This is a genomic window from Micromonospora sp. WMMA1363, from assembly GCF_030345795.1.
In the GTDB taxonomy this organism is placed as follows: domain Bacteria; phylum Actinomycetota; class Actinomycetes; order Mycobacteriales; family Micromonosporaceae; genus Micromonospora.
Window position 1 is genome coordinate 3,937,429 of the sequence record NZ_JAUALB010000001.1, and the last position, 26,491, is coordinate 3,963,919.

Annotated in this window: 18 protein-coding genes and 1 pseudogene; 10 read left to right on the forward strand and 9 right to left on the reverse strand. The window is 69.9% G+C overall.

The window, feature by feature from the left end; genetic code table 11:
• Window positions 1-32 precede the first annotated feature (32 nt).
• Window positions 33-305, reverse strand: coding sequence for an SCO4848 family membrane protein (locus tag QTQ03_RS18355; RefSeq protein WP_353890598.1), 273 nt, complete (start codon window positions 303-305; stop codon window positions 33-35).
• Window positions 306-719: 414 nt separating this feature from the next.
• Here QTQ03_RS18355 and QTQ03_RS18360 point away from each other — a divergent pair, with 414 nt between their 5' ends.
• On the forward strand, window positions 720-1,121 hold the full coding sequence (locus QTQ03_RS18360; RefSeq protein WP_289279119.1) for an alpha/beta hydrolase: 402 nt from the start codon (window positions 720-722) through the stop codon (window positions 1,119-1,121).
• Between the two features lie 242 nt (window positions 1,122-1,363).
• Here the strand turns inward: QTQ03_RS18360 and QTQ03_RS18365 are convergent, their stop codons facing one another.
• Window positions 1,364-2,782 (reverse strand): IS1380 family transposase, encoded by a 1,419-nt coding sequence (locus QTQ03_RS18365; protein ID WP_502889681.1) that lies wholly within the window; start codon window positions 2,780-2,782, stop codon window positions 1,364-1,366.
• A 183-nt stretch (window positions 2,783-2,965) separates the two neighbouring features.
• Between QTQ03_RS18365 and QTQ03_RS18370 the strand changes: the two are divergent.
• The 4 genes and pseudogenes from QTQ03_RS18370 to QTQ03_RS18385 all read left to right on the forward strand — a co-directional run bounded on the left by QTQ03_RS18370 (window position 2,966) and on the right by QTQ03_RS18385 (window position 10,690).
• Window positions 2,966-3,788: pseudogene (locus QTQ03_RS18370) on the forward strand (alpha/beta fold hydrolase).
• A gap of 648 nt (window positions 3,789-4,436) precedes the next feature.
• Window positions 4,437-5,765 carry an NAD(P)/FAD-dependent oxidoreductase gene (locus QTQ03_RS18375; protein WP_289279120.1) on the forward strand — a complete coding sequence of 443 codons (1,329 nt, stop codon included), beginning with the start codon at window positions 4,437-4,439 and terminating at the stop codon, window positions 5,763-5,765.
• 21 nt (window positions 5,766-5,786) lie between these two features.
• Complete coding sequence (locus QTQ03_RS18380) at window positions 5,787-7,337, forward strand: aminotransferase class I/II-fold pyridoxal phosphate-dependent enzyme (RefSeq protein ID WP_289279121.1); 1,551 nt, start codon at window positions 5,787-5,789, stop codon at window positions 7,335-7,337.
• Window positions 7,338-7,534: 197 nt separating this feature from the next.
• Window positions 7,535-10,690: an AfsR/SARP family transcriptional regulator gene (locus QTQ03_RS18385; RefSeq protein WP_289280890.1), complete on the forward strand. Its 3,156-nt coding sequence runs from the start codon at window positions 7,535-7,537 to the stop codon at window positions 10,688-10,690.
• On the opposite strand, the gene QTQ03_RS18390 is transcribed toward QTQ03_RS18385, so the two are convergent.
• Window positions 10,609-11,394 carry a Calx-beta domain-containing protein gene (locus QTQ03_RS18390; RefSeq protein WP_289280891.1) on the reverse strand — a complete coding sequence of 262 codons (786 nt, stop codon included), beginning with the start codon at window positions 11,392-11,394 and terminating at the stop codon, window positions 10,609-10,611. The genes QTQ03_RS18385 and QTQ03_RS18390 overlap by 82 nt on opposite strands.
• Before the next feature lie 252 nt (window positions 11,395-11,646).
• Between QTQ03_RS18390 and QTQ03_RS18395 the strand changes: the two genes are divergently transcribed.
• Window positions 11,647-12,117: a hypothetical protein gene (locus tag QTQ03_RS18395; protein ID WP_289279122.1), complete on the forward strand. Its 471-nt coding sequence runs from the start codon at window positions 11,647-11,649 to the stop codon at window positions 12,115-12,117.
• A 148-nt stretch (window positions 12,118-12,265) separates the two neighbouring features.
• On the opposite strand, the gene QTQ03_RS18400 is transcribed toward QTQ03_RS18395, so the two are convergent.
• Entirely contained in the window at window positions 12,266-12,637 is a 372-nt protein-coding gene (locus QTQ03_RS18400; RefSeq protein ID WP_289279123.1) for an ArsR/SmtB family transcription factor, read from the reverse strand.
• A gap of 572 nt (window positions 12,638-13,209) precedes the next feature.
• Here QTQ03_RS18400 and QTQ03_RS18405 point away from each other — a divergent pair.
• From QTQ03_RS18405 to QTQ03_RS18420, 4 genes are all read left to right on the forward strand, one after another.
• Window positions 13,210-14,211: an efflux RND transporter periplasmic adaptor subunit gene (locus QTQ03_RS18405; RefSeq protein ID WP_289279124.1), complete on the forward strand. Its 1,002-nt coding sequence runs from the start codon at window positions 13,210-13,212 to the stop codon at window positions 14,209-14,211.
• The gene (locus QTQ03_RS18410) at window positions 14,208-14,909 is read left to right on the forward strand and encodes an ABC transporter ATP-binding protein (RefSeq protein WP_289279125.1); all 702 of its coding nucleotides are present in this window, start codon (window positions 14,208-14,210) and stop codon (window positions 14,907-14,909) included. The genes QTQ03_RS18405 and QTQ03_RS18410 overlap by 4 nt, the downstream gene beginning before the upstream one ends.
• 70 nt (window positions 14,910-14,979) lie before the next feature.
• On the forward strand, window positions 14,980-16,314 hold the full coding sequence (locus QTQ03_RS18415) for an ABC transporter permease (protein WP_289279126.1): 1,335 nt from the start codon (window positions 14,980-14,982) through the stop codon (window positions 16,312-16,314).
• A gap of 196 nt (window positions 16,315-16,510) precedes the next feature.
• Complete coding sequence (locus tag QTQ03_RS18420) at window positions 16,511-17,140, forward strand: VHL beta domain-containing protein (protein ID WP_289279127.1); 630 nt, start codon at window positions 16,511-16,513, stop codon at window positions 17,138-17,140.
• A 90-nt stretch (window positions 17,141-17,230) separates the two neighbouring features.
• Here the strand turns inward: QTQ03_RS18420 and eccB are convergent, their stop codons facing one another.
• The 5 genes from eccB to QTQ03_RS18445 all read right to left on the reverse strand — a co-directional run bounded on the left by eccB (window position 17,231) and on the right by QTQ03_RS18445 (window position 26,355).
• A complete protein-coding gene (eccB, locus tag QTQ03_RS18425; protein ID WP_289279128.1) occupies window positions 17,231-18,649 on the reverse strand; it encodes a type VII secretion protein EccB in 1,419 nt (472 codons plus the stop codon).
• A gap of 6 nt (window positions 18,650-18,655) precedes the next feature.
• Window positions 18,656-20,074: a type VII secretion integral membrane protein EccD gene (eccD, locus tag QTQ03_RS18430; RefSeq protein ID WP_289279129.1), complete on the reverse strand. Its 1,419-nt coding sequence runs from the start codon at window positions 20,072-20,074 to the stop codon at window positions 18,656-18,658.
• Window positions 20,074-24,018, reverse strand: coding sequence for a type VII secretion protein EccCa (eccCa, locus tag QTQ03_RS18435; protein WP_289279130.1), 3,945 nt, complete (start codon window positions 24,016-24,018; stop codon window positions 20,074-20,076). The genes eccD and eccCa overlap by 1 nt, the downstream gene beginning before the upstream one ends.
• A gap of 73 nt (window positions 24,019-24,091) precedes the next feature.
• Window positions 24,092-25,270: a type VII secretion-associated serine protease mycosin gene (mycP, locus tag QTQ03_RS18440; protein WP_353890637.1), complete on the reverse strand. Its 1,179-nt coding sequence runs from the start codon at window positions 25,268-25,270 to the stop codon at window positions 24,092-24,094.
• Window positions 25,271-25,317: 47 nt separating this feature from the next.
• Entirely contained in the window at window positions 25,318-26,355 is a 1,038-nt protein-coding gene (locus tag QTQ03_RS18445) for a hypothetical protein (RefSeq protein WP_289279132.1), read from the reverse strand.
• Window positions 26,356-26,491: the final 136 nt, after the last annotated feature.

Here is a 26,491-nt window from a genome sequence, read left to right on the forward strand (position 1 = left end):
CAACGGCTACGGACCAGTGCGCACGAGCCGCGTCAGGAGGCCGAGGAACGGCGGAGGGAGCGCAGGGCACACACGCCGAGCGCACCGACCGCGGTGCCGATCGCGAGCGACCCACCAACCAGCAGGGCGTGGATCCACAGGAAGCTCGTCACCGGCGGATCGGCGACCACACCCGTCGACCAGGAGCGTGGGTCCTGCCAGATGGCGACGGCGAATCGCGGCCAGATCACCCAGGTCCACACACCGACCCCGGCGAGAAAGAGCGCCCAGCCACGCGACAGCACCATGGCGACCGAGTATGCCACCGTGGTCAGCGCAGGTCTGGTTTTCGTTTGGTCAGGCGTGCGCCGCGAGGGCCGCCGGGAGCCGGAGGACGGGCGCCGGGTGACGACGCCGTCCGAGACCCGTTGACAACCGCGCCGTCGAGGGCGCCCGCCCGGAACGGACCCGTCGTGAATCCCGTTACGGCGAGCGTCGCCGACGAGGCTGGCGACGGCTGTCCGCCGCGACAGAGGCTCACACGCTCGACGTGTTCGGTCACGGACTCGGTAAGGTTCCGACGTGGCAGACGCTGTCGTGATTCCCGGTTCCCGCTATGGACCAGGCGCTCCACTGCTCATGTACGGCGGCGACGCCGCCGAGCGGAGAGGCGCGACCGTCCATCGACACGACTGGTCGCAAGAGGGCCCCGGTATTCCGGGCCCGAGAGCGAGGGCTGGGTGCGCGGGGAGTTGGTCCCGGTGCTCGACGCCGTCGGCGGTCGGCCGCTGTTGATCGGCAAGTCCCTCGGAACAGTCGCGGCGGTCCTCGCCGCGGAGAGGTCTCTACCCGCGGTGTGGCTTACTCCGTTGCTCACCCTGCCCTGGGTGACCGCGGCCTTGGGCCGGGCGACCGCACCGTTCCTCCTCGTCGGTGGCACCACGGACGGGTTCTGGGACGGCGCGTCAGCTCGTCGGCTGTCGCCCCACGTCCTGGAGATAGACCAGGGGGATCACGGTTTGTACGTGCCCGGGCCGCTCACCGAGTCGATCGCGGTTCTGGGCAGGGTGGTGGTCGCCGTCGAGGAGTTCCTCGAAGAGATCGCGTGGCCGGGTCACCTCGACCGGCACCGCCCCCGGTGAACGATTGACCACGCCATCCGGTAGCCGGTTGGCGGCGACTCTCGGCCGGCTGCCGGAACGGTGATCGAGTCCAGTTCAACGGCGGAGCGACTAGCCTCAGTCTTTCGCTAACTGTTGATCAAGGCCCTGTTTGCATTTGTTGATCTTCATTTGGTGATCGATCGGGGTATGGGCACGGCGAGGACCCGACGCGGTGGCCGGGTTCCTCCATGGGGGTACTCGTCGGGGCGTGGGGTTGGGGTTCAGGTGACGGGCTGGGGCAGCACGGCCAGCCGGTCGAACGCGGTGACGAGCTGGTCGGCCCAGGGCCAGCCTTCGGCGATGCGCAGCTTCGTGCGGCGGGCCGAGCGGGTGATGCGGGCGGCGACGTGCAGCAGTCGGTAGCGCAGTGTCTTGGGTTCGGCGGTGGCGAGGTCGCCGTCGAGCAGCAGGTGTTGGGTCCAGGCAAGCAGGTCGATGGCGCACAAGGCGAGTTCCAGCCAGGCGGCGTTGATGGCGAACACCCGGGATGGGAAGCGGCCGAACCCGGTGTCCTTGCCCGTGCGGATGCGGTCCTCGACGCGGGCGTGAGCGCGGTGGCGGGCCTCCAGATGCTGGATGGATCCGTTGCCGGGGCCGGTGTCGGTGGCCATCACCTGGTGGCGGAAGCCTTCGATGGTGTCGAACAGCGACAGTTGTGCGCCGGGGTGCGGGCGTTCCCGGCGCACGATGAACCGGGTGCCGTCGGGGTAGTTGGCCCGCAGGTCGGCCGGTAGTAGGCCGGTGATCTCGCATACCTGGGCGCCGTCGCGTGGCTGGCCGTCGGCGTTCAGGGCCGGTACCCACTGCTCGGGGTGCCCCGCAGCCTGCTTGATCGCGTCGCGGATCGCCTCCCCGATGGCCACCCCGACGGAGAAGAACGTGTTCATACCGTGCTCACGCAACGACCGGATATGGCGCAGGAACCCGTACGTGCAGCCGGCCGAATCCGAGCGGACGAGGATGTCGGTGCCGTACCGGTGGACGTCGGGGATCTGCGCCAGGGCGTCGTCGAGAACGCTGATGTGATCGGCGGTGGTGTTCGACCCCGCCCGCCCGGCGCGCAGCAGCCCGGACAACGCCTCCCGGGTGTTGTCCAGGAAGCAGAACAACGGGTGATATCCGAAGGTCTTCTTCCACGTCTTGGACGCCTGCTCCTTCTCCGAGTGGCAGATCACGATCGAGGCGTCCAGATCCAGCACCAGCCCAGACACCGGCGCACCAGCCGCCATCGACACCGGCAGCCCGTCGCGGGTCTCGGCCGACTGCGCCCACGCCAACTCCCGCGCGGCAGCGCGGGCCATCCGCAGCCTGGCCAGAACAGCATCATCCACACCAGACAGCACCCGCCACGCGGTAGGATCCGAGGCGACCGCGCCGAACAGCCCCGCTTGGTCCCGCAGCACCGCCAGATCGCTGATCGCCTCACCACCGTCGGCGATCATCACCGCGAGGTCCACGGCGACCCGACCCGGGTCATGCCCGCCCTGCCGCTGCCGCAGCCTGGCCAGGGCCTCGCTGAACCCGCCGGTCAACCCGGTTACGTCCGCGATGTCGGCCAGCAAACGGGCACCCGCGTGGCCGACCACGCCACGTCCATCGCTACTGACGATGATCTTCGGTCGTGTTCCGGTACTCTTCACCTGACAGGTGCCTTCCCTCGGGATAGATGAGACCCTCAGCAAGTCCTATCTTCCCAGGTCAGAAGGCACCTTTCCTTTCATGATCCACGATGTGGACCGCCCTTAACGAAGGGCCCAGGCTAGGCGATCGTTACGCTGCGTGTAGGCATGCGGCAACGACGCCCCGACCCAGCGGAGGAGTTCATGGGCACAGTCACCACGACCGATGGAACGGAGATCTTCTACAGGGACTGGGGGACGGGCCAACCGATCGTCTTCAGCCACGGCTGGCCGCTTTCGGCCGACGACTGGGACGCTCAGATGCTGTTCTTCCTCAACAACGGCTACCGCGTCATCGCTCATGACCGACGCGGGCACGGGCGCTCCACGCAGACCAGCGACGGCCACGACATGGACCACTACGCTGGACCTGGCTGCGCTGACCAGCCACCTCGATCTCCATGACGCGGTCCACGTGGGGCATTCCACCGGTGGCGGCGAGGTCGTGCGCTACATCGCTCGGCATGGGGAGAGCCGGGTGGCGAAAGCGGTACTGATCGCCGCGGTGCCGCCGATCATGGTGCAGACGGACGCGTATCCGGGCGGTCTACCGAAGAGCGTCTTCGACGATTTTCAGACCCAGGTGGCCACAAACCGGTCCGAGTTCTACCGGGCCGTTCCTTCCGGCCCCTTCTACAACTTCGATCGGCCCGGCGTGCAATCCTCGGAAGCGATCATCGACAACTGGTGGCGTCAGGGAATGATGGGCGGAGCGAAGGCGCACTACGACGGCATCGTTGCCTTCTCCCAGACCGACTTCACCGAGGACCTCAAGAAGGTCACGGTGCCTGTCCTGGTGATGCACGGTGACGACGACCAAATCGTTCCCTACGCCAACTCCGGACCGCTGTCCGCGCAGCTCCTGCAGAACGGGACGTTGAAGACGTACCCAGGATTTTCCCATGGCATGCCGACCACGGAGGCCGAGACGATCAACGCCGACCTGCTGGCCTTCGTGCGGTCCTGACCGCGCCAGAACTCGTCGCGAATCCGCACGTTACGGATGCGGTCACGGCACCGGGTTCCGGGCCCGTCGCGGCTGCCCCGGGCCCGGACCGGGCGATGCGATACGTACCGGCCGGCCACGGCCGGTACGTATCGTGGTGGAAGATCCTCGCACGACACCGACGACTCCCGAGGGTCATCACCGCCCGCCGCCTCCCCTCCCGCAAGCGATCGGCGCGACCGCGCCGTAGCAACCGGCTGGACGGCCGCGATGCCCGGCTGGAATAGCAGCATCCGCCCGGCGTAGTTGGGTCGAGCGCTCCCAGATATTGATTGCCGCACGCCTCGGCGCGGACCGGGCGCTGATCGGCCGCCGAGCCTTCTGCCCGCCTCGTGGACGATGACCGGGCCGTACCGACGACCACCACACCGTCGCGGCTCCACCCACGCCCCGCCTGCCCCTACCACCGCGCCCGCTGCAGGCGGCGCCGGCGCGACCGCCATCGACTCAGCACGTCCTCACCGACTCTGCCCGGTCCCGCTCGCCGTGGTGGCCGTCGTGGCCGTGCTGACCGTCCGGTCGACTCACCGCCGTACTAGGGTCATCGACGTACGCGGCCCGGACGCCACGCCCGGGACGCCGATCGTCACACGCCGAGAAGGACACCGCATGCCCCTGTACGACGCCATTGTCATCGGAGCCCGCTGCGCGGGTGCGTCCACGGGCATGCTGCTCGCTCGGCAGGGACACCGGGTGCTGGTGGTGGACCGTTCGGACTTCCCCAGCGATGTGATCTCGACGCACTTTCTCTGGCCACATGGGATGTCCTATCTGAACCGATGGGGTCTGCTGGACCAGGTGACGGCGATCACGCCGACACACACCGAGGTCACGATGGTGAACGACGGGATCAGCCTTACCGGCTCGGTGCCGTCCGAGCTCCTAGGCGCATACTTCCGTGATTGGCACGGCGACGACTCGGGCGTGGTGCGCTCCTACGCCTCCGTCCGACGCCGCGTGCTCGACCAGTTGCTGGTCGAGGCGGCGAGCAAGGCAGGCGCCGAGGTGCGGACCAACTTCACGGTGCGGGAGCTGATCACCGAGGCTGGCCGGGTCGTCGGCGTTCGCGGGCGCACCTCCGACGGGACGATGGTCGAGGAACGCGCACGGATCGTCGTCGGCGCCGACGGCCGCAACTCGTTCGTCGCACGCGCCCTCGACCTGCCAAGATACGACGAGCGGCCCCGATGCACGTTCGCGTACTGGAGCTACTACTCGGGCTTCGATCTCGGCCCGGCCCAGCTGCACCGGCGCGGCCGGCTCGCGTGCGCCGTGGTGCCCACCAACTTCGACCAGAACATGGTCCTGGTATGGGGTCCCAGTGAGTGGTCGCGGGAGTTCCGTCGCGATGTGCCCGGCAATCTGCAGCGTACGCTGGACTTCGTCAGCCCGGAACTGGGCGAGGTGGTGCGCACGCGGGGAGTCCGTGCGGAGCGCGTCTATGGGACGCTGGACCAGTCCGCGTTCCTCCGGCCGCTGTCCGGGCCGGGCTGGGTGCTCGTCGGGGATGCCGAGTCCTTCAAGGACCAGTGCACCGCGACCGGGATGACGCACGCGTTCCGGGATGCGGAACTGGTCTCCTCCGCGGTGGGCCGCTGGCTCTCTGGAAACATGTCCCTCGATGAGGCGATGACGACCTACGAGAGCCGTCGCCGCAGCCAGAACGCCGCAGCCTACTACGACTATGTCTGCACGCTCGCCGAGATGCGTCCGTATCGGCACGACGAACTACAGCTGTTCGTGGCGTTGCGCGGCAACCAGCTGGAGACCGACCGGTTCATCGCCACGCACGCCGACATCGCGCCGGTCTCGGAGTTCTTCCAGGCGTCGAATCTTCTCCTGCTCAACGATGCGGCGACGGAAACCTCCGTCGGCTACCCGGTGTTCGACGACTTCAATGCGACCGTTCGTACGTACCAGCAGAACCTGTTCGCCTGACCGTATTCCGGAGAACCGACTGTGACCAGCCCTCAGCTTGATCAACGTGACGACGGCGAACTCATCGACACCATCCTTGCGGCCGCCCGACGGCACGACGTGGAGACCATGGTCGCCGCCGCGGCAGGGGTCTCCGAGATGACCCGCAACTGGGCCACCCACATCCCGTGGGACGAGGTCGCGGCGCTCGACGGCGCTGCTCTCGCCCGGATGGTCGCGGACCTGGAGCACATGTGGGAGCCTGCCCATCCGGGCGCTCCGTTCGATACGGACGAGGTCTACGCGCTGGACAAGAACGCCTACGACTTCTATCGGCCGGCCGGCCGCAACCTGGTGACCCGCACCGAGGACTTCCACGGATGGGTCCAGGCCCGCCGCCGCACCGAGACCTGGCAGTACTCCAGGGTGTTGGAGGCCGCGCCGAACAGCGTCGCGCAGATCACCAACGACCTCGGCCGACGCACCCGTGGCATCAACTTCAACTCACAGGACTACCTGTCGTTCAACACGCATCCCGCGATCCGGGAGGCGGCGGCGAGGGCCCTGCGGGACTACGGACCGCACAGCGCTGGTTCGCCGATGGTGCTCGGCAACACCCGGATCTCCAACGAACTGGAGGCAGCTCTCGGTGATCTCGTGCGGGCAGAGCAGGTCACGCTCTTCCCCACCGGGTGGGCCGCGGGGTTTGGCACGGTGGTGGGGCTGGTCCGCCAGGAGGATCACATTCTGATCGACCGGCTGGCGCACTCCTGCCTCCAGCAGGGGGCACGGGCGGCCACCCGGAACGTGGTGCGCTACGAACACCTCAACGTCGAGGCGGTCCGCCACCACCTCGCCGAGATCCGTCGACGGGACAGTCGCAACGGCATCCTCGTCGTCACCGATGGTCTGTTCTCGGTCGACGCCGACTGGCCGGACCTGATGACCCTCCAGCGCGCGTGCCGGGAGTACGACGCGACTCTGCTCGTCGACGTGGCGCACGACCTTGGCTCAATGGGCCCGGGCGGCACCGGTGTGCTCGGCATGCAGACCGTGCTCGGCGACATCGACATCGTGATGGGTGCCTTCTCGAAGACATTCTGCTCCAACGGCGGCTTCGTCGCCTCCGCCTCGCCCGCACTCAAGCAGTACGTCAAGATGTTCGGCGGCTCGCACTTCTTCTCGAACGCGTTGTCTCCGGTGCAGACCGCCGTCGTCTTGGAGGCCACAAGGATCATTCGCTCGGCGGCGGGCGACGCCCTGCGGGCTCGGCTCCACACCGCCGTCACCGCGCTCCGCGACGAGCTCACCGGCCACGGCCTGACGTGCATGGGCGAACCGTCACCGATCGTGCCCCTTCTGATCGGCAACGAGAAGCTGGCGCGGACCGCGAACCGTCTGCTGTTCGACCGGGGCGTGCTCGCGTTCATGGTGGAGTTCCCGGTGACCCCGACCGGCTCCTCGCGATTCCGACTCCAGGTGCAGGCCAGCCACGCGCCGGAAGAGGCCCGCGCGGCGGCCCGCGTCATCGCCGACGCCATCGCCGATGCCCGGGCGCACCTGTCCAGCGCCTTCGGCAGCACACTCCGCTAGCCGCCGCGGCGCGCGAGCTCGCAGCGATCTGCTTCCAGGATGGGGGGTGTCAGGTACCAGGCGCAGCCACCACGCCAGCCCCGCTCTTACATATCCTGGTCAAGGTGGGTCTCGGAGCCGCGTACATCTTGCTACCTCGATCCCGGGATCGTCGGAAGCCGCGACGGGCTGGACCGCCATAGCGGGAGGGGTCGATGATGTCGCGCGTTGAGGTCAACATTCTCGGCGGCGTCGAAGTGGTCGGACCGCTCGGGCGGGCCGAGTTGGTGGGACGTCGGCATCGCGCGTTGGTGGCCGCCCTGGCCCTGCGGCCCGGCTCGGTACTGCCCCTGTGGCGGCTCGTCGAGGCGCTGTGGGGGGAGCATCCGCCGCGGACCGCGGTCAGGTCGCTGCACAGTCACGTGGCGCGACTGCGCCTCGCGCTCGACGCGAGCGGGCTGGGCGGAGTGCTGCAGACCCGGGAGCCGGGCTACCTGCTCGCCGTCGACGCGACGGCGGTGGACGCATACCGGTTCGAACAGCAAACGCGGGCGGCCCGCGACGGCCTGGCCGCCGGACTGGCCGACTGGGCCGCCGACAGCATGAAACGGGCATTGGACCTCTGGCGCGGGGAGGCGCTCGCCGACGCGGAGCCGATCGGGTGGACCGCGGCCGAGGCGGCACGCCTGGAGGAGCTACGGCTCGCAGCCCGGGCGGATCACTGCGAGATACTGATCTGCCTCGGCAGACCGGATGAGGCGCTCGGCGAGGTAGAGCGGCTGCTGGCGGCGGATCCGACCCGCGAACGGCTGGTGGGCCTGCGCATGCTCGCCCTAGCGGGAGCCGGGCGGCCCACCGAGGCCCTGAACGCCTACCAACAACTGCGCGTCCGGCTCGCCGAGGAACTCGGGGTGGATCCGTCGCCGGAGCTGGCAGATCTGCACACCGCGCTGCTGCGTGGCACCGCACCCGCTGAGCTGCGCGCGCCGGGTACCGTCCTGGGCAGGCACTCCGCCGCGGCCGCGACGCCACCCCGACCGGCACAGCTGCCGGCGCCGGTGGGATATTTCACCGGTCGCGTCACCGAGCTGGGTGAGCTCGACAGGGTCGTCGAAGCAGGTCGTGACGACGTCCAGCCCGTGGTGCTGATCTGCGGCCAAGGCGGGATCGGCAAGACGTCACTCGCGGTGCAGTGGGCCGTCAGCGTCGCCGACCGGTTCCCTGACGGTCAGCTCTTCGTCGACCTTCGTGGCCACGATCCGGCCGGTGCGCTTGCCCCGGCAGACGTGTCGGCAGTCCTGCTGCGGTGCCTTGGGGTCCCGAATGATCGGCTGCCTACCGGGCTGGCCGAGCGGGTCGCCCTGTACCGCACGATTCTCGCGGACCAACGCATGCTCGTCGTGCTCGACGACGTCGGGTCCACCGAGCAGGTCTTGCCGGTTGTCCCCGGGAGCGCCGCGAGCCTGCTCGTGATGACGAGCCGCAACAGACTCGCCGCCCTGGTGACGCACGTACAGGTACACACCATCGTTCCCGAGCTGTTCAGCCAGGGCGAAGCGGCCGAGCTGATGGCGAAGATGCTCGGCGCGGAGCGGGTGGGCAGAGAACGCGACGCGGTGGTCGGACTCGCCGAGTTGTGCGGCCGGCTTCCGCTCGCGTTGCGGATCGCGGCGGCGAAGCTCGCGATGCGCCCGGCCCAGCCCATCGGGGTGCTCGTCGAGGAACTGTCCGACGGCGACCAGTTGGCCCACCTGTCGGTCGAGAACAGCAGCCGCGACGTCAGTGCGGTGTTCGCCAGCGCGTACCAGTCCCTGTCTCCACCCGCGATGCGGCTGTTCCGGCTGCTCGGTCTGCATCCCGGGCCGCACATCGGTGCGCCGCTGGCTGGCGCGCTGTGCGATATGCCCACCGACGTGCAGCGACATGCGTTGGCTGAACTCGTCGCGGCACATCTGGTCGCCGAGCCACGGCCCGGCCGGTACCAGTTCCACGACCTGGTCCGGCTCTTCGCGCGGCAGCGCGCGCTGGCTGACGAGCCCTCGGGTACGCGGGCCGATGTGGCCGAGAAGTTGCTCGACTGGTATCTCGTCGTCGCCGAAACGGCCAACCGGGCGCTCGACGGCAATCTCGACCGCGTCACGGCGGTGCTGCGCCACGCGGCTCCGGACCTTCCCTTCCCCGCCGCTCGCGAGCCCGCCATCGCGTTTCTCGAGTCCGAACGCGAGAATCTCCTGCCGATCGTGCGGTACGCGGTGGAGCACCACCAGCCCGCCGCGGCCTGCCAGCTGACCTACCTGTTGACAGGCTACTTTGACGTGTGTGGCGACTGGTCCGAGCGGGTGGAGATGTGCCAGCACGCGGTCCGGGCCGCCCGACGGCTCGGAGACCAGGCTCTCGAAGCCGAGATGCACCGGGCACTCGGTGTGGCCTACCGTACGACACACCAGCTCGCCCAGGCTCTTGACAGCCACGAACGCGCGATGTCGCTGTTGCGGCTGCTCGGGGACGAAGGTGGCCTCGCGTACGTCTACAACAACATCGGCGGGGCGTTCGTGGAAATGCGCCGCTTCGCCGCCGCGATCGAGGCGTACCAGACCGCACGGCGGCTGCACGACCGCTGTGGCAACCAGGCCGGCGCGGCGACCGCCCAGCGCAACCTCGGCTACGTCCACGTCCGGATGGGCCGCGCCGATCTCAGCTTCGTCTCACTGAACGCTGCGTTGGCCACCAGTCGATCCATCGGCTTCCACCGGCTCGAGGCGAGCACGTTGAACAGTCTCGGCGAGGCGTACCTGCAGCAGATGCGACACGATCAGGCGCTCGACTGCTTCCACGAAGCCTTCACGGTGAGCCGCAGAGCCGGCGATCGGCGCTACCAGATGGTCGCGCTGGGCGACCTCGGGCGCACCTACCTGGCCCGTGGGGATCCCGCATCCGCCGTGGACCACCTCAATCGGGCGCTGGTGTTGAGCCGGAAGCTAGGTCACCGGCACATCGAGGCTCGCACCCTCAACCAGCTCGGCGAAGCGCACCTGGGACTGGCGAACCTCGACGAGGCCCGCCGGTGCCTGACGGCAGGCGCCAGCCTTCGGCGCGCCGTACCCGACCTGTACGAGCAGGCGCACGTGCACCGCAACCTCGGCGACCTCGCGGATCTGACCGGCCACCGGCACACCGCACGGCGTCACTGGTCGGCGGCCGTTCACCTGTACCGCGAGGCGAACGCGACCGAGGACGCGGAGCGCCTGGCCAGCCAGCTGACGGGCGGGATCGAGCTGGGTGCCAGCCCCTGTCACCCGCGGTCACGTCCGTCATCGTCGACGATTCCCATGGCCACCCGATCCTCGGTGATCTCGCCCGCGGAGGGTTCGTAGAGGCGAACGTAGAAGTATTCCTCTCTCTCCACCACCCGATCGTCACGGACCCTGATGCTCAGCTCCGCCGCCGACGCTCCAGCGGGTATGGTCAGCGACCCGTCGGAGATCGCGGTGTAGTCCGCTCCGGCCGTCGCACTACCGTCCTCCGTGGCGAAGTGGATGGTCAGATCGACCGGCGCCGGTTCCGAGGTGATTACTCGCAGCCGGCAGTCCACGCACGACTCGAGGCAGTGCGGCTTGCCAAGTGGCGTGATCCTGACGTCGTCGTTGCGGATCGTGCCCAGACCGACGGGGTCGGCCAGCGTCAGTCCGACCGGGCTGAGCAGTTCCAGCGCGAACACCTCGTCTGGCTCGACCACGTAGTCGCCCACGATCTCCACGACGACCGTGCGGCTGGTGGTGTCACCGGGCGGCCAGGCCAACTCGCCGGATGCCGGCACATAGTCGAAGCCGGATTCAGCCATCGGTACCGCGCCGCCTGCGCCGGCCCCCGTCGCGAACTGGACGGTCCCCCCGGCACAGCCGGTCGACCACACCGTGAACGTCATCGTCGCCGCGGGGACGAGGCCGCCCTCGAACCGCGCGGTGTCGCTTACGCCGATGCTGCGGGGCGCACAGATGTCCGCCGCGACAGCCGGCCGGACCGAAATGGCGACCACCGCCAGCACCAGCACGGCGCCGACGGCGACCAGCCGTGTCATGCCCTGCATCTGTCCCCCTCCTTGGCGCCGGATCAACGCTTGGTCTGACTCATCACCTCCAGGGTTAGGCCAGGCCTGTTGTGGCGCGGTTGTGGCGGCGACGAGCTCCCGCGCCACGCCGCCGCGGGAGGGGGTCGCGCCGCCCACAACAGAGCCGCAACCGCCGCACAACAGCGGTGCCGTGTCTTGGCCGCATCGGGGTCCGGCCCGGAACAACACGGTTCATCGCACCGTGAGACGAGAGGAGAAATCATGCTCAGCAGACACACAGGGGTCCGTGCGATCGTCGCGACGCTCGGGCTTCTCGGCGCCATGTTCGCGTCGCAGGCGATGTTTCCCAGCGCCGCGCAGGCACGGTGCAACGGCGTGGGCAACACCATCACCAGCACCCTGAACATCGGTGGAGCGGTCGCCGTCAGCGAGACTCCGCTCATCGGCACCTGCAACGACAACAACTACTACCAAGGCACCTTCAAGAGCAACTACTCGGGCTGGCGCGCGTCCGTCTGGTTCGAGAGGAACGGATGGCAGAGCCGGTTCGGCCCATACGGCACGGCCGAGAAGTACTATTCCTACTCCGACAACAACACCCCGGTTCCCGGGGCCACGGCCATGCACTTCTGTCTGGACAACGGAACGACCTGGTACTGCGGCTGGGGAAATGACTACACCGTCGCCGCCGGCGTCACACACAACTACTCCGGAATAAACCACGGCTTCTGACCCTCGCCCGGACGCCCGGGGCGCCGGTGACCGGCGTCCCGGGTCGGCGTGTGCGTCAGATGCGTCGGTCTCGGAGCTTCTCGTCGCCACCCGGATCGGTGAGGCAACCATGGTCATCGGACGAGGACCCCGCCGCCGGTGGTGCCGTTCAGCGGACGCGCTTCGTCGCCCGCTTCCGAGGCGGCGTCAAAAGATCGGCGATCGCCGCTATCGCCGACGGCACCAGCCGGTAGTACGCCCAGACACCCCGCTTCTCGCGCTCGAGCAGACCAGCCTCGGTGAGAATCCGAAGATGATGACTCACGGTCGGCTGAGACAGACCGAGCGGCGCGGTCAGGTCACTCACCGACGCCTCACCCTCCGGAGCCGACTGGATCAGACTCAGCAGCCGCAACCGCGCCGGATCAGCAACCGCCTTCAGCACCCCCGCCAACCGCTCGGCTTCGGCACGCTTGATCGGCTCGCCAGCAAGCGGCGAGATGACAGGCACAGCAGTCCTCGTAGTTCCCACGTCCTCCATCGTTGCACCAACGCCACCGATCGGCTGGCAGAACCACGACCGGTGCCGGTCCGATGCCGACACCTGCCGCGCGATCGGTGTCAGCGGAGTGACGGACCGTTGTCACCCGGTGGGCACATGCCCAGCTCGGGCAACGGCACCCCGCATGCCAGCCGGGTCACCGGACGATCGGTCCGCCGGGGCGTACGCCGACCCGGCGACGCCCTACCGGGTGCGGCGGGACGAGACGGTCCGCCGCGGCGACCGCATCGAGCGCGGCACGTGCGCAACGCCTTCGACGGCTGCGAGTCGCCGCGGCGGAGGCCGGCCGAGAAGCCGGTGACCGTGGGTGCCCGGCACGGCGACAACGCGACCCGGCCGCAGGTCGGACGGAGATAGCCCACCGCCCCGATGTGTCCTACATGGATGCGATCCGGGCCGGCTACCGTCCGACGGACAGTGGGCCAAGAGAGCCGGGGTAGTCTTCGACGGGTTCGCCACTCACCGACCAACGGCTGACGGCTGACGCCGCGGGCAACCGGTCGCCAACCCCGTGCCCGGGATCGCCCGCAGCAATCGAGTTAGGAGTACCGGTGCGAAGGCTACTGTCACTCTGCTCACTCGCGATGTCTGTGGTCGCCGTTTCCGGCTGCAGCGACCGGAGCGCGCAGACGGAGACGCCTGGTCTCGCGCCTCGTGGCACGACGATGACCACGGTGCAGCCCACCCGCCAAGACCTCGCCAACAAGGTGAGCCTGTCCGGGAAGGTGACCATCAACCCGGTGTTCGGGATCGTGGCTCCGGTCACCGGAGAGGTTCGGTACTTCGATGTCAGAACGCCGCGGAGTACGCCGACCAGGCCGACCAGGGTGGCGAACGTCTGGGCGTCCGGCAAGGCACACCGAATCGAGGTCCCGGCGGGTGCGGTGTTCGCCGGCCGACTGGTCGACGACCGCTCCGAGGTGACCGCCGGGATGCCCGTTGTCTCCGCGAAGAAGGTCGGCTACGGGCTCGTCGCCGACATCGACAGCGCCCAAGCCTACAAGATCTCGGATGCGCTCACGACGGTCCAGGCCCAGATCAAGAATGGCCCCGGGCCGTTCCCCTGCGAGGTGCTGGGCACGATCGCCGCCCTGCCCGCCGGCGCCATCCCGGACCCGCCCGCCACGCAGCCGGCCGCCGCGCCGTCCGGCCAGCCGCCCTCCCCGCCAGTCGTCCCATCGCCCGCGGACCAGCACGACAGAACCGAGCCGTCGGAGCCGACCGGGATGCGCCTGGTGTGCACCGCGCCCGCCGACATCAAGTTGATCAACGGGGCCAGCGGCACGCTCGAGGTGGTGACCGCGCGGGCCGTCAAGGCTCTGGTGCTCCCGGTCGAAGCGGTCGCCGGCGGGCAGGGCCGAGGCAAGGTGGACGTGGTCGAGCCGAACGGTGCACGAGAGACCAGGGACGTCGTGCTCGGGCTCAGCGACGGCAAGGTCGTGGAGATCAAATCCGGTCTCACCGGCGACGAGAAGGTCGCGGTCCCCGGCCCCAACCTCCCGCCCGCCAAACCCGGCGGAGAGGACGCCCCCGCTCCGATGGGTGAGAAATGACGGCGTTGCTGGAGCTCCACGGCATCACCAAGACACTCAGGGGCCAATCACCGCGCACCATTCTCGACGGCACTGACCTGACCGTCGACCGTGGCGAGAGTGTGGCCATCCTCGGCCGGTCGGGATCGGGCAAGAGCACACTGCTCAGTGTGATCGGCCTCTTCGACCGGCCTGACAGCGGACAATATCTGCTGGATGGCCGGGACATCACCCGGCTACCGGAACGCAAGGCGGCAGCTCTGCGCAGCGCCGAGTTCGGTTTCGTGTTCCAGCGATTCTTCCTGCTCAAGCACCTGACCGCTGCACAGAACGTCGCGATGGCCCTGGTCAACGGCCAGGGCTGGCTGCCGAGCCGCAAACGTAGAGCCAGGACCCTGGCGGCTCTCGACCGGGTCGGTATCGCGCATCTCGCCAAGCGCCGGCCGGCGCTCCTCTCCGGCGGCGAGCAGCAACGGGTCGCGATCGCGCGGGCACTCGTCCGGGAGCCGCGTCTGCTGTTGGCCGACGAGCCCACCGGTGCGCTGGACACCGAAACCGGCAACCTGGTGGTCGAGGTGATGCGCTCGGCGACCGACCGCGGCTGTGGCTTGATCCTCGTCACCCACGACTGGGACCATGCCAACAAGATGCAGCGTGTGCTGCGCCTCGGCGACGGGGTGCTCCGTTCGGCTGCCGACACAGGGAGTGCACCGCAGTGAGCGGGCCGGCACGTCATGATGTGGCGATCGGGGCGAGCCGAGCCGGTGCCGAGCGCAGCGAGGTGGCCGCGTGATCCGGTTCTCTGGGCGGTTCCGTTCGGCCCTGGTCATCGGCGTTCAGGGCATCCGGGCCCGCAAGACCCGCACCCTCCTGTCGATGGTGAGCCTGTTCCTCGGGGTGCTCGCCGTCGTGGTCGTTCAGGTCGGCGCCGAGACTGTCAGGAGTGCCCGGCTGGCTGATCTGGAGCTGCACGTGGGCAAGGACGGCACCCGGCAGACCTACCTGCCGGGCAGCGCCGACACCATCCAGATCAGCCGGGACACCCTGGAGGGGCGGACGGACGCGGTCGCCGTCTCCGCCGTTCAGGCGATCATCGGGGAGCCCGGCGTCAGCCCGGTCAACCCCGGTGGGGCCCCGTTCGACCAGCCGGGTGGTGGGCCGTATCCCGGTCCCGGTGCCGTCGATGTCTACTGCGACCCTCGCGGTTTCTGCCAGCCGGTGCAGGAGGGCGGGGACGCCCCGGCCGTGTCCGTGCCGGGCCAGGCGATCGAACTGAGCCTCACCACGCTGACCGGCGACATCCGCCAGTTCCGACCCTTCCGATCGGTGTCCGGCCAGTGGCTGGACTTTTCCTCCGACCCGTCGTTGTCTCCCCGAATCGTCATCAATCTCGAGGCGGCGAAGGGATTCACGCGCCACCAGGTGCCGGCCGAGATGCGCGTCGCGGGGGCGACCGCCAACCCGACGCCGCGCATCATCGGCGTGGTCGATGACGGCAATTCGCGGCCCACCGCCTACACCCGAGCCGACGAGCTGCAGAACTGGGTGCCCCACACGAGCAACAGTGGCAACTACGGCCCCGGGCTGGAGCTGATGCTTGCGCCCACCGCAGGCGACCTGGAGCAGCTGCTGCGGATCCGCCTCACGGCGATCGGGATGCCCCCGGGTCAGCTTCACTTCGAGACGGTTCAGGCACGGAAGGAGATCGCCAAGGAACTGGCCCTCATCCGCTGGATCTTCCTCGGCATGGCCGGATTGGTCCTACTCATCGGCGTCGCCGGCATCCTCAACGTCGGGCTCGCGACCGTCGGAGAGCGGGTCGAGGAATTCGCCCTGCGGCGGGCGGTGGGCACCTCACGGTCGCTGTTGGCCGGCATCGTCCTCGCGGAGACACTTCTGACCGGCCTCCTCACCGCAGCCGTCGCCATCGGGGTGTCCGCGCTCGCGCTGACCGCGGTCAGCGCACTGTTCGGCGATCGGGAGCCGTTCCTACAGGATCTCGTGTTTCCCTGGCAGGCAGGGGTCGCAGGGGTGATCGCCGGCCTGGTCGCCGGAGTACTCGGCGGCCTCGTCCCGGCCATCCGCGCCGCCCGCATCCCGATCGCTACCGTCATGCGCGCCTGAGATGCCGCGCAGGTACGTCGTCCACCGGCAGTAGCCCCAGTACCCGGGATCGGAGCCCATGACCGAGTCAGCCATGAGCGGCGACACCGCTGCGGAGGGTCCCAATGCCAGCCCACCGATCTCGCCTCCACCGGGTGTTGACGGTGACGTGCAGCGCACCGTAGCCCCAGCTGGCACCACGGGTGACCGGCGTTCGGTGAGCACCCGACTACGGAGCCCGTACGTCTTCGCCGCAGGATCGGCGGCGATCGTCCTGGCCGCCATGGTGATCAGCGCGCTACAGCCCCCATCCGCGGCGCCTGCGGAGTCGGTACCTACCGTCGCCGCCGGCGTCACTCCCGGCGCCGAGGACCCGCCGGTCGACGCGTCACCCGAGCCCGAGGTCGACACGTCACCCGAGGCCGAACCCGAGCCGTCGCTGTCCCAACGGCCGGTGCCCCGGCTGACCAAGGCGGCTGCGACCAGACGCCCCACCTCGCCCAGCACCCCGCCGCGGGCGACACCATCCGCCGCGAGCAGCCCGCCCCAGACCTCGCCGACGCCAGGTGGGTTGCCAGCGCTGCCTGCGTCGTCCGAGGCGAGCCTGAAATCGGTGGGCGGAGGCACCAGGACGTACGTCACGTTCACCAACAGGCGGGCGGAGCCGGTCCGGGTGCACTGGCTCGACTTTGCGGGCAAGCGTCGGCAGTACGCCGTGCTCGAACCCGGCACGTCATACCGCCAGCAAACCTACGTCGGCCATCCGTGGGTGGTGACCACCAACGCCGGCCGAGGGTTGGTGTGCTTCCGTCCGGCGGCAACCGAGGCCACGGCTGTGATTCGGTAAGCCCAGGACATCAGGGGGCGGCACCCGCACCCCGTGCGAGAAGTTCCCGGTTCGCTCAGATCAAGCAGCCGCCCAAACTCCGGGACGGCGTCAAGGCGACAGTCCCTCCGTTCGGGCCGCCTCAGGATGCAGGGCCGGGCCGGTGGTAAACATCGTCAGCACTGTGGTCGGCACCGGTACCCGAGGAGACTGTGCGTATCCGAGAGCGTCGACGACCTCGCCCCCGGCAAGCGGGTACTTCACCCCGAGGTCAGTGATCAGATACACCGTTCCGGTTTCCACTCCCGGCGCCGACTGCCCGACCACCAGCGCCCCGCCGCCGGGTGGTACCTGTATCCGGTCGGCCAGCCGGCTGTCCCTTGTCGCATCGGTGGCCGTAGACCGCGCCGCCGCGGGTCGATCCGCCGGCACGGTCACCAACCGCCCCACCCCTCCCTGGTCGCGGTCGAAGGACAACTGAACGCACACTTCCCTCGCTCCGTCCAGCCCCTCCACCGGGCGGGGTGGTGTACGGGGGTGTTCCTCTGCCGACGCCGTCGTCGCCTTGGCCGCGGGCGCCACGGCGGCCACGTTGACCGGCCGGGGACCGTCGGGATTGAGTTGCGCTATGCGTTGGTCGGCCAGCAGGAGTGCGAGGTGCGTGGCGGTGATCGGGACCAGACCGTCACGGCGCATCAGATAGTGCTCGGTGGTACCGCCGGCCATGCGTACTGTGAAGACCTGCCCCACCCTGGTGGACTTGCCGTCGAGCGGTACCCCGGCCTCACCGCGCCCGGTCACCTGCGGCGCGGCGAGGTCGGGCCCGGCGGCCAACGCGTTGAGCCACGCAGCCGACACCGACATCGGTGTCACACTGCGATAACCCAGCGCAACCAACGTCCGTTGGTCACGAATCCGCATTCGTCGGTCACGCCACGCCAGATACGTTTCCCGGCCGACGCTGACCAGCACCGCGCGCTCCTCGGGCACCGGTTCCGCCGGCCAACCCTCGTCCAGGCTCACCACCACGCCCGCCTGACCGGACGGGGCCGTCACCGGCCCTCTCCGAGCGGTGCACACCAGCCAGGGACCACCGCTCATGGCGTCCTTGTCGGGCAGTGCGTCAGGGGCACCAGGTATGCCGATCGGCCGCCCGTGCGGCACCTTGGCGAGCGAAGCCCGCGAGACGATCCGTACTGTCGCACGGTCGTCGGACACCGCCAGCAGCGCCGAACTGTAGTTGAGCACCGGCCGCAGCGTGTCGTCGAGGAAGAGGTAGCGAGTGCCGGTCTCCCGTTCGACGATGATCGAACCAGGTTCCTGCCACTCGAGGCCGCGGCCACCGGCAACCAGGCCGTAGATCCCGAAGCCAGCGGTCACCACCAGAGCGAGGACGAGGCCGATCGTGCCCCCCACACCGCTGCGGCGCATCGGCCGGTCAAGTACGTCTGGATCGCCGCCCACCAGCGCGGAGACCAGCCGATCCGCCACGAACTGGTGGGCGTGGAGTTGGTCACGGGTGTCCGGCATCGTCGATCAACCCGCCAGTCCGCGTACCCGCGCGTAAACGCTCAGCACGGCGAGCGCCAACGGTGCCACGGCGATCGCGGTCAGCGTCTCCAACACGTCGGCCGACCGGCCCCACCACGGCGACGGCCGGTGTTGCGGCAGGCGGTGCACCACGGCGACGACGACACCGACACAGGCCACCCCCGCCGCCAAGAGCGCGCCGCGGGTCGAGGCGTCCGCACGGACAGCCAGTGCCAGCGCGAGCAGAAGCAGACCCACCGCGCCGGGCAAGGCGTTGGCAAGCCGCTGCCCGGTGTGCACCAGCGTCCGGGACCGCAGCAGCAGCGCCAGGCCAAGCGCCACAACAAGCGATGTCGAGGCCCACCCCCCGTCGGCGGCCAGTACAGCCAGGGCCGCCGCCACGGCGGCGCCGCCGGCGGCGAACAACGCCAAGAGGTAACGGTCGGCCACGATGGTACGAGTCCGGACCAGGTCCTCGGGGATCGGGTCGATGTCCTGTTGGAGTTCCGCGGCGGTGGTCGGCAGCTGCGGCGGGCGCAGGCGGGCTACTCGCACCGCCACGCTGGGGCTGACCACGCCGGTGAAGAAGGCGAGGCTGGCCACGATCGCCGCCGCCCCCACCCCGCTCGTCCCTGCCACGACGACGGAGCCGCCTCCGAGGAATGCGTATCCGGCGGCGACCGCCACACCGACGAACAGTGGCCGCGCGACCGCCACCACGAGCGCCACCAGGGCCGCCGTGGCGGCCGCCAGCGCGCCACCGGCCAGCACCTGGGTGCCGTTCCAGGCGGAAGCGCCGGCTGCGGACGGCACCAACGCTCCGGCCAGCCCCGCGAACGGCACCGCCGCGATTCCGAGCAGCACACCAATGCCCACGTCGCCGAACGCCCGGGAACTGGTGCCACTCGCGACGACGAGGAGCAGGCCGACGATTCCGGCGGCGCCGGCACGCCACCCCGCCGAACCGGGCAGCAGCAGGCCGATGAGCATCCCCGCCAGCACCGTCGCGGTCAGACCCAACAGGAGTCGTCGGGTGTAGGTTGGGTGCCAGGCGTCCGGTCGGTCCCGGACCACCGCGCCGACCCCGTCCACGATGTCGTCCAGGTCGATGGGCGGCAGCGGATCTTCGGCGCGCCGAAGGTACACCACCTCGCCGTCACGAAGCCCCAGCGTGGCTGGGGTGCGGTCCTCGTCGAGCGGCTTTTCGCCGAGGCGCTGCAACACGTACGTCGCGGTGCCCATGGCGGTCAGCCCCGGATCGACGTGGCGGACCACCAGCGGGAGCACCTCGGCCATCGGTGTGTCGACCGGGACCGCGAGATCAACTCGCCCTGCCCCGGTGTCGATGGTGATCCGGCACATGTCGCGGGCGGTCGCGGCAGACGGCCGCGCGACTGCCACCGTGCCGTCGTGGGTACCGGTCATCAGGTCGTCTCCAGATCTGTCGGAGGCATCTCGGCCGTCTGCACCACCTGGATGCCGCGTCGGGTCACCAACTGGGCCCGGCCGGGCGGGAGTTGCCGGGGCGCGGCGTCGCCGAGGAACTTGCCCTCCTCGCGGGCACAGGACAGCAACAGGCCGGGGCAGGCAAGCTCCCAGATTCGCCGCAACGCCGGGTCCATCATCGCCCGCATCCCACCCGAGCTGCTGCGGGCCACGACCAGGTGCAGGCCGATGTCGGCCCCTTTGGCCAGCAGTTCGACGAGGGGGTCCAACGGGCCGGGCATGCCCCCGGCGAGCAGGTCGTAGTCGTCCACGAGGAGGAACACCCGGGGCCCGGTCCACCAGTCGCGACGGTGTAACCGGTCCGGGGTGACGTCCGGGCCGGGCAGGCGGCGACGCATCGACACCGCGGTGTTGCCGGCCAGCGTCGTCAGTGCTTCGACGTCGGTCGCGTAGCCGACCCGGTACTCCTCCGGTGTGCACTGGTACAAAGCCACCTGCGGGTCGGCCAACGCGATCCGGGCCTCGCTCGGCTCGTAGCGCCGGACGATACTTTCGGCGACCAGTCGGAGCAGGTTCGTCTTGCCGGTCTGCCCGTCGCCGAAGACCAGCAGGTGCGGGTTCCTGGCAAAGTCGTGCCACACCGGTTCGAGCCGTTGTTCGTCCCAGCCAAGCGCCAATCGGAGGTCGCCCTCGGGCGGCGGCAGTGCGGTGACCGGCAGGCTGGCGGGCAGCAGCCGCACGGGTGGTGCCGGCTGACCTGGCCAGGCGTCGGCGATGTCCTCGACCAGACATCTGAGGGCCGTAGCGGCGTCCACGTCGGGGGCGCCACCGTCGGTGCGCGGCACGGCTGCCAGGAAGTGCAGGGCCTCGGCGGTCAGGCCCCGGCCGGACTGCGCCGGAACCCCGGCCGCGGCCCGGGGCCGCACCTCCGACTCCAGGGGGTCACCCAGGCGTAGCTCGAACCGCGTACCGATCAGATCTCGTAGCCAGGGTCGGATCTCCGACCATCGGGCGGCGGTAATGATCAGGTGGATCCCGTAGCCGAGGCCTCGGGAGGCCAGTTCCGACAGCTTCGGCTCCAGGTCCTCGAACTCCTGCCGCAGCGTGAACCAGCCGTCCACGACGAGGAAGACGTCCCCGTACGGGTCCTCGACCGTGCCGTCCTGGCGGGCCTTGCGCCAGCTGGCCATCGATTCGATGTCGTGGTCGGCGAAGAGCTGCTCGCGTCGTTCCAGGAGCGCTTCGACTTCGGCGACGGTGCGGCGAACCCGGTCGGGGTCGAGGCGGCTGGTGGTCGACCCGACGTGTGGGAGCCCACCGATACCGGCCAGCGCCCCGCCGCCGAAATCGAGACAGTAGAACTGAACCTCGGCCGGGGTGTGCGTCAGCGCCAATCCGATCAGCAGCGTCCGCACCATGGTGCTCTTACCGCTTTGTGGGGCGCCGACAACGCCGACGTGCCCCGCGGCGCCGCCCAGGTCGGCGACGAGCAGATCCCGCATCTGGTCGAAGGGGCGGTCCACGACGCCGACCGGCGCCCGCAGCCGCCCCCGGTCGGGCCAGCCCTGGGCGGTCATGCCGCGCGCCGGCTCGACGCCGATGCCGGGTAGGAGTTGACTCATCGTCGGGGACTCGCCGAGTGGCGCCAGCCATACCTCGCGGGCCCGTGGGCCCTGGTCACGCAGCCGTCCGATCAGCACCGCCATGAGGCTGGGCATCGGCGGAGCCGCCGCTCGGGACGTTGGTGCTTCCGGCTCCGCGGCTCCGTCGACCGCCACCGGCACCGGCACCGGTCCGGTGTCGAACGCGGTGATCTCCCGGCGGACCACGCCACCGGCCGTGGGAGCGCCCGTCGTCGCGCACGGTCCGGAGACGTAGCCGGCCTTGAACCGGACGAGGGTGGACGTATCCAGCTTGACGTAGCCGTGTCCCGGGCTCGACGGCAACTCGTAGGCGGCACCGGAGCCGATCACACTGCGGCTCTCCGAGGCGGAGAAGGTACGCAGCGCGATCCGGTACGACAGGTGGCTCTCCAACTGGTGGATGCGGCCCTCGTCCAGTCGCTGCGAGGCGAGGAGCAGGTGCACCCCGAGACTGCGACCCAGTCGTCCGATGGTGACGAACAACTCCATGAACTCGGGCTTGCTGCCCAGGAGTTCACTGAACTCGTCAACCACGATGAGCAGCGTCGGCATCGACTCCAGCGAGGCACCCTCGGCGCGGGCTACCTCGTACTCCAGCCGGGAACTCACCCCAGCCTGGCGCAGCAGCTTCTGCCGACGGATCATTTCGCCGTGTAGCGAGTCCTGCATCCGGTCGACGAGCACCAACTCGTCCGCCAGGTTGGTGATGACCGCCGAGGTGTGCGGCAGCTTCTCCATGCCCAGGAAGGTGGCTCCCCCCTTGAAATCGGTCAACACGAAGTTGAGCGACTCCGAAGAGTGGGTCGCGGCCAGCGCCACGACCAGGGTGCGCAGCAACTCGCTCTTGCCGGAACCGGTGGCACCGATCAGCACACCGTGCGGCCCGTTACCGCCCTGGGCCGACTCGCGGAGATCGAGGGTCACGACATCGCCGTCCGGTCCCATCCCGATCGGTACCCGTAGGTCGCCCCAGCCCGACGACCGCCACAGGGCGTGCACGTCGTAGCTGTGTGGGTCACCGATGCCGAGCAGCCGGGTCAGGTCGAAGTCGGCGGCCATCGGTTCGGTGGCGTCCACACCCCCGCCCGTGCGGTACGGCGCGAGCAGCCGGGCCAACGCCTCCGCGCGGGTGACACTGAGACCGTCGACCCGGCACCGCCGATCAGGGTGGGCGTGTTGCCGGACGGTGACCTGATCCGCCTCGACGCCGAGCTGTAGGACCTCTGGCCCGTCGAGCGCGTTGGCACCCCCGACGTCGAGCAGCACCGTGTTGCGCAGGCCACCCGCGATGAGCGGTGAGTCGTCGGGCAGCGGCACTCCGTCGCAGACGACGACCAGGAACGGCTCGGTGGAGCTGGCGGACGCGTCCGATGTGAAACGCGGACGCGCCAACATCCTCTCGCCGAGCACGCCGACGAGCCCGTGATAGTCGTCGGCGAACAGCCGCGCGACGCCGGCCCCGTCGCAGTGCGTGGGATGGCCGGTGTGCGGCAGCCACTTCGCCCAGGTCCAATCGGCCATCCGCGCCGGATCGGCGAGGACCGCGATGCGCAGTTCCTCCGGCGCGTGCAGCGCCGCCAGATGCGCCAGCAGCGCACGGCCGAGGCTCAGCACGCCGGCCTCGTCGCCGACGAGTTCCACTCCCGCGAAGCCTGGTAGATGCACCACCGCCGGCACCTCGGTGACGGCTTGGTAGGCACGCATGAACCGCCTCAGCGCGCTGGCGCAGAGCGGCTCCAGGTCCTCCACCGGCGCGGTCTGCGGAGGCACCAACCGTAGGGCGGCGCGCTGCTCACCCACGCCGATGCGAACCTCGGCGAAGTCGTCGTGGCCCACCCGCCGCTCCCACAGCCGCGGACCCATCGCCACCGACCACAGCCGCGACGGGGGCGGGTGGATCCAGCCGACCGCCACGCGTTGCTGGTTGGCCGCCCGCCGTACCCGTCGACGGATCTGCGCCAGATAGCGGAGGTAGTCACGACGGTCGCTGCGCAGCTCCCGCTTACGCTGGCCCGCCCCGCGTCCCAGCTGGACCAGCACCATGCCGAGGGTGGAGACTCCCATCAGCCCGGAGGCCAGATAGCCCATCGGACCGACACCTGGGCTGGCGAACATCAGCATGGTGGCACCCGAGCCGAGGCCCATCGGTAGGTAGGTCAGCGCCGTGGACATGTCGGCGGCTGTCGGCTCCGGTAGCGTCGGAGGTTCCTGGAGTTCGATCTGGCCGTGTGGCAGCGGAGGTCCGTCGCCCCGCGGCGGCCGGCTGATCACGATACTCACCGCGTCTCCCCCCGTCGTGGACGCTGCATGACCCCTGTCCCTGCCCTGCGACATCGAAAGCCCGTACGCGTCGTCACCGGTCCGTCCATCCGGCCGGCCGCCAGCGACGCCGCCGCCCGCGCGGCACCACCGCCCGGGCCACCAACACGGCGACCACCAGCATGGTCGCGGCCACCGCGACGATGAGCGCCGCGCGGCGGCCCGAGACGCTGCCACTCGGCCAGGTCGGTGCCGCGACGGTGACCGGCGGTGCGGTGGGCGGCGTGGCACCGACCCCGTCCGGCAGGATGGACGTCACCGCCGCGTACGGGTTCACGACCCCCCACCCGAGTCGGGGGTCGGGCACCGAGCTGCCCGGCGGGTCGGCGGTCACCTGCAGCCGTTGCCTGACCTGAGCCGCGGTCAGCCGAGGGTGGTAGGCCCGCACGAGCGCGGCAGTGCCGGCGACCAGTGGTGCGGCGTAGCTGGTGCCGGTGGCGGTCAGGTGGCCGCCACCGCGCGGTCCGACGCTGACGATGCTGCTCCCCGGGGCCACCAGGTCGACGAACTCCCCGGCGCCGGAGAAGTCGGCGGCGGCACCGTCGGGACCGATCGCCCCGACCGCGAGAACCTGCGGGTACGCGGCGGGGTACGGACGGGCGTTGCCGTTGCCCCGCTCGTTGGCGACCGCGGCCACGATCAGCACGTCCTTGCTCGTGGCGTACTCGACGGCTCGGCGCAGCGTGTCGTCGGGAAACAGTGACGCCGAGGAGACGTTGATGATGTCCGCCCCACGGTCGGTGGCCACTCGGATGGCCCTGGCCAGACCGTCGGCGGTGCCGTCACGTCCGTCTCGCGTCTGCCGGATCGGCAGGATCGTACTAGCCGGGGCGACTCCGCTGAAGCCGGTGTCCCTCGCCGGCCGGGCCGCGATCAGACCGGCGACGAACGTGCCGTGCCCGGGGCAGTCGTCCACGCCACCCCGGCCGCCGACGATCTCCACCTGGTCGAGCCGCCCGCCGGTGAGTTGGGGCGCTTGCGCCACACCGGAGTCGATGACGGCCACCACCTGGCCCGCGCCGCGGGTCAACGGCCAGACCCGTTCCGGCGACAGGCGGCGCTGCGCCCAGGGCACGTCGGGAACGCGGGCGTCGGAGGCCGGTACGCATCCGCCGGACTGCTGGCTCAGCGGCGGCAGGCCGTCGCCGAGGGGGTCCGCCGCCGCGGTTCCGGCCGGGCAGAGGGCGAGTGTGAGGGCGAGGGCGAGGGCCACCGCGGGCGGTGGGGGTCGTACCGCCGTGGTCCGTCGAGAGGCGTGGGTCACCGGGTGCCCGGCCGGTCGGGCGGGCACGCCTGTTCGTGCGGGTCGTTGTGGTCCGTCGAGTCGCTGTCGTCCGTCGAGTCGCGTGTCGTGTCGGGCTCCGGCCCACGTAACGCCGCCACCGCCCGATGCCACGACAGCCGACTCAGCTCGGGCTGAGGGCCACTGTGCCGCCTGATGTGCTCGAGCAGCGCGCGGTCCGGGGCGAGGTGGTGTTCCCGCAGGTAGTAGGCGGACGCGTCGGACCAGATCCAGCTCCCGTCGGTGCGCAGGTCAACCGTTACCACCTCGCCGCGCTGCGGTTCGACCACGTCGGGTTCCGCGTCGTGCACGGTGAGCAGAGGATGGCCGGAGTCCAGGTAGTCGAGGATGCGCTGACGCTGCCCGGCGGACTCGATCCGGGGATGGTCGGCGGCGAACGGGACGGCGTCCTGCGGGAAGTCGAAGACCGCCGCCAGTCGCGGCGGCGTCGCGGGAGTCGGCGCGGCGATCTCGGTGGCGTCGACCAGAGCCACGGTCTGGTAGGGCGGCAGCGCGGCCTCTGGTCCGAACACCTCCACCTGCGCACTGACCTCGCCCGCGTCGAGCAGGGTTCGCTGCATCCGGGCCGCCGTTCGCGGCGCGGCGTCGTCGTCGGCGATCTCCATCAGGTAGACCCGACGGGCCGGAGCCCACGGCAGGTCCAGTTCCGGTATGCGCCACACCGCCCACAGCGCGCGGAAACCCGGTAGCGTGCGGGCGGTGTCCGCCGCGACCGAATCGGTCTCGGCGGGTGCCCGGGTGAAGCGGTACGGTGGTTCCGGCTCGTCGACGGCACGCGGATGGTCGTCGGCGATTTCACGGTGGGCAGCGGTGAGCGCGGCGGCTTGCGCCGGTGACAACGGCAGGCCCAGCGCACGGATCTCACGTGCGGCCACTGTCACCGCCAGTTCCTCCCGGCCCTCTGCCAGCCACCACCGGCACTGCGTCACGACGTCGTCAGGCAGCCGGCCGGCGAACCACAACATCAGGTCGTGTGCCCGCTTCTCAGCACTCACCGATCGTCTCCTCCGATGGCCACGGATGTCACAGTTTCTATGCGTAGGTGATTCGGATTGGTCTGTTGGCGCTCGTCGGGCGTCGGTCGTCCATGTCGGAACGCGACAATCGACCCTGCGGGTGCCGCATCGCGCC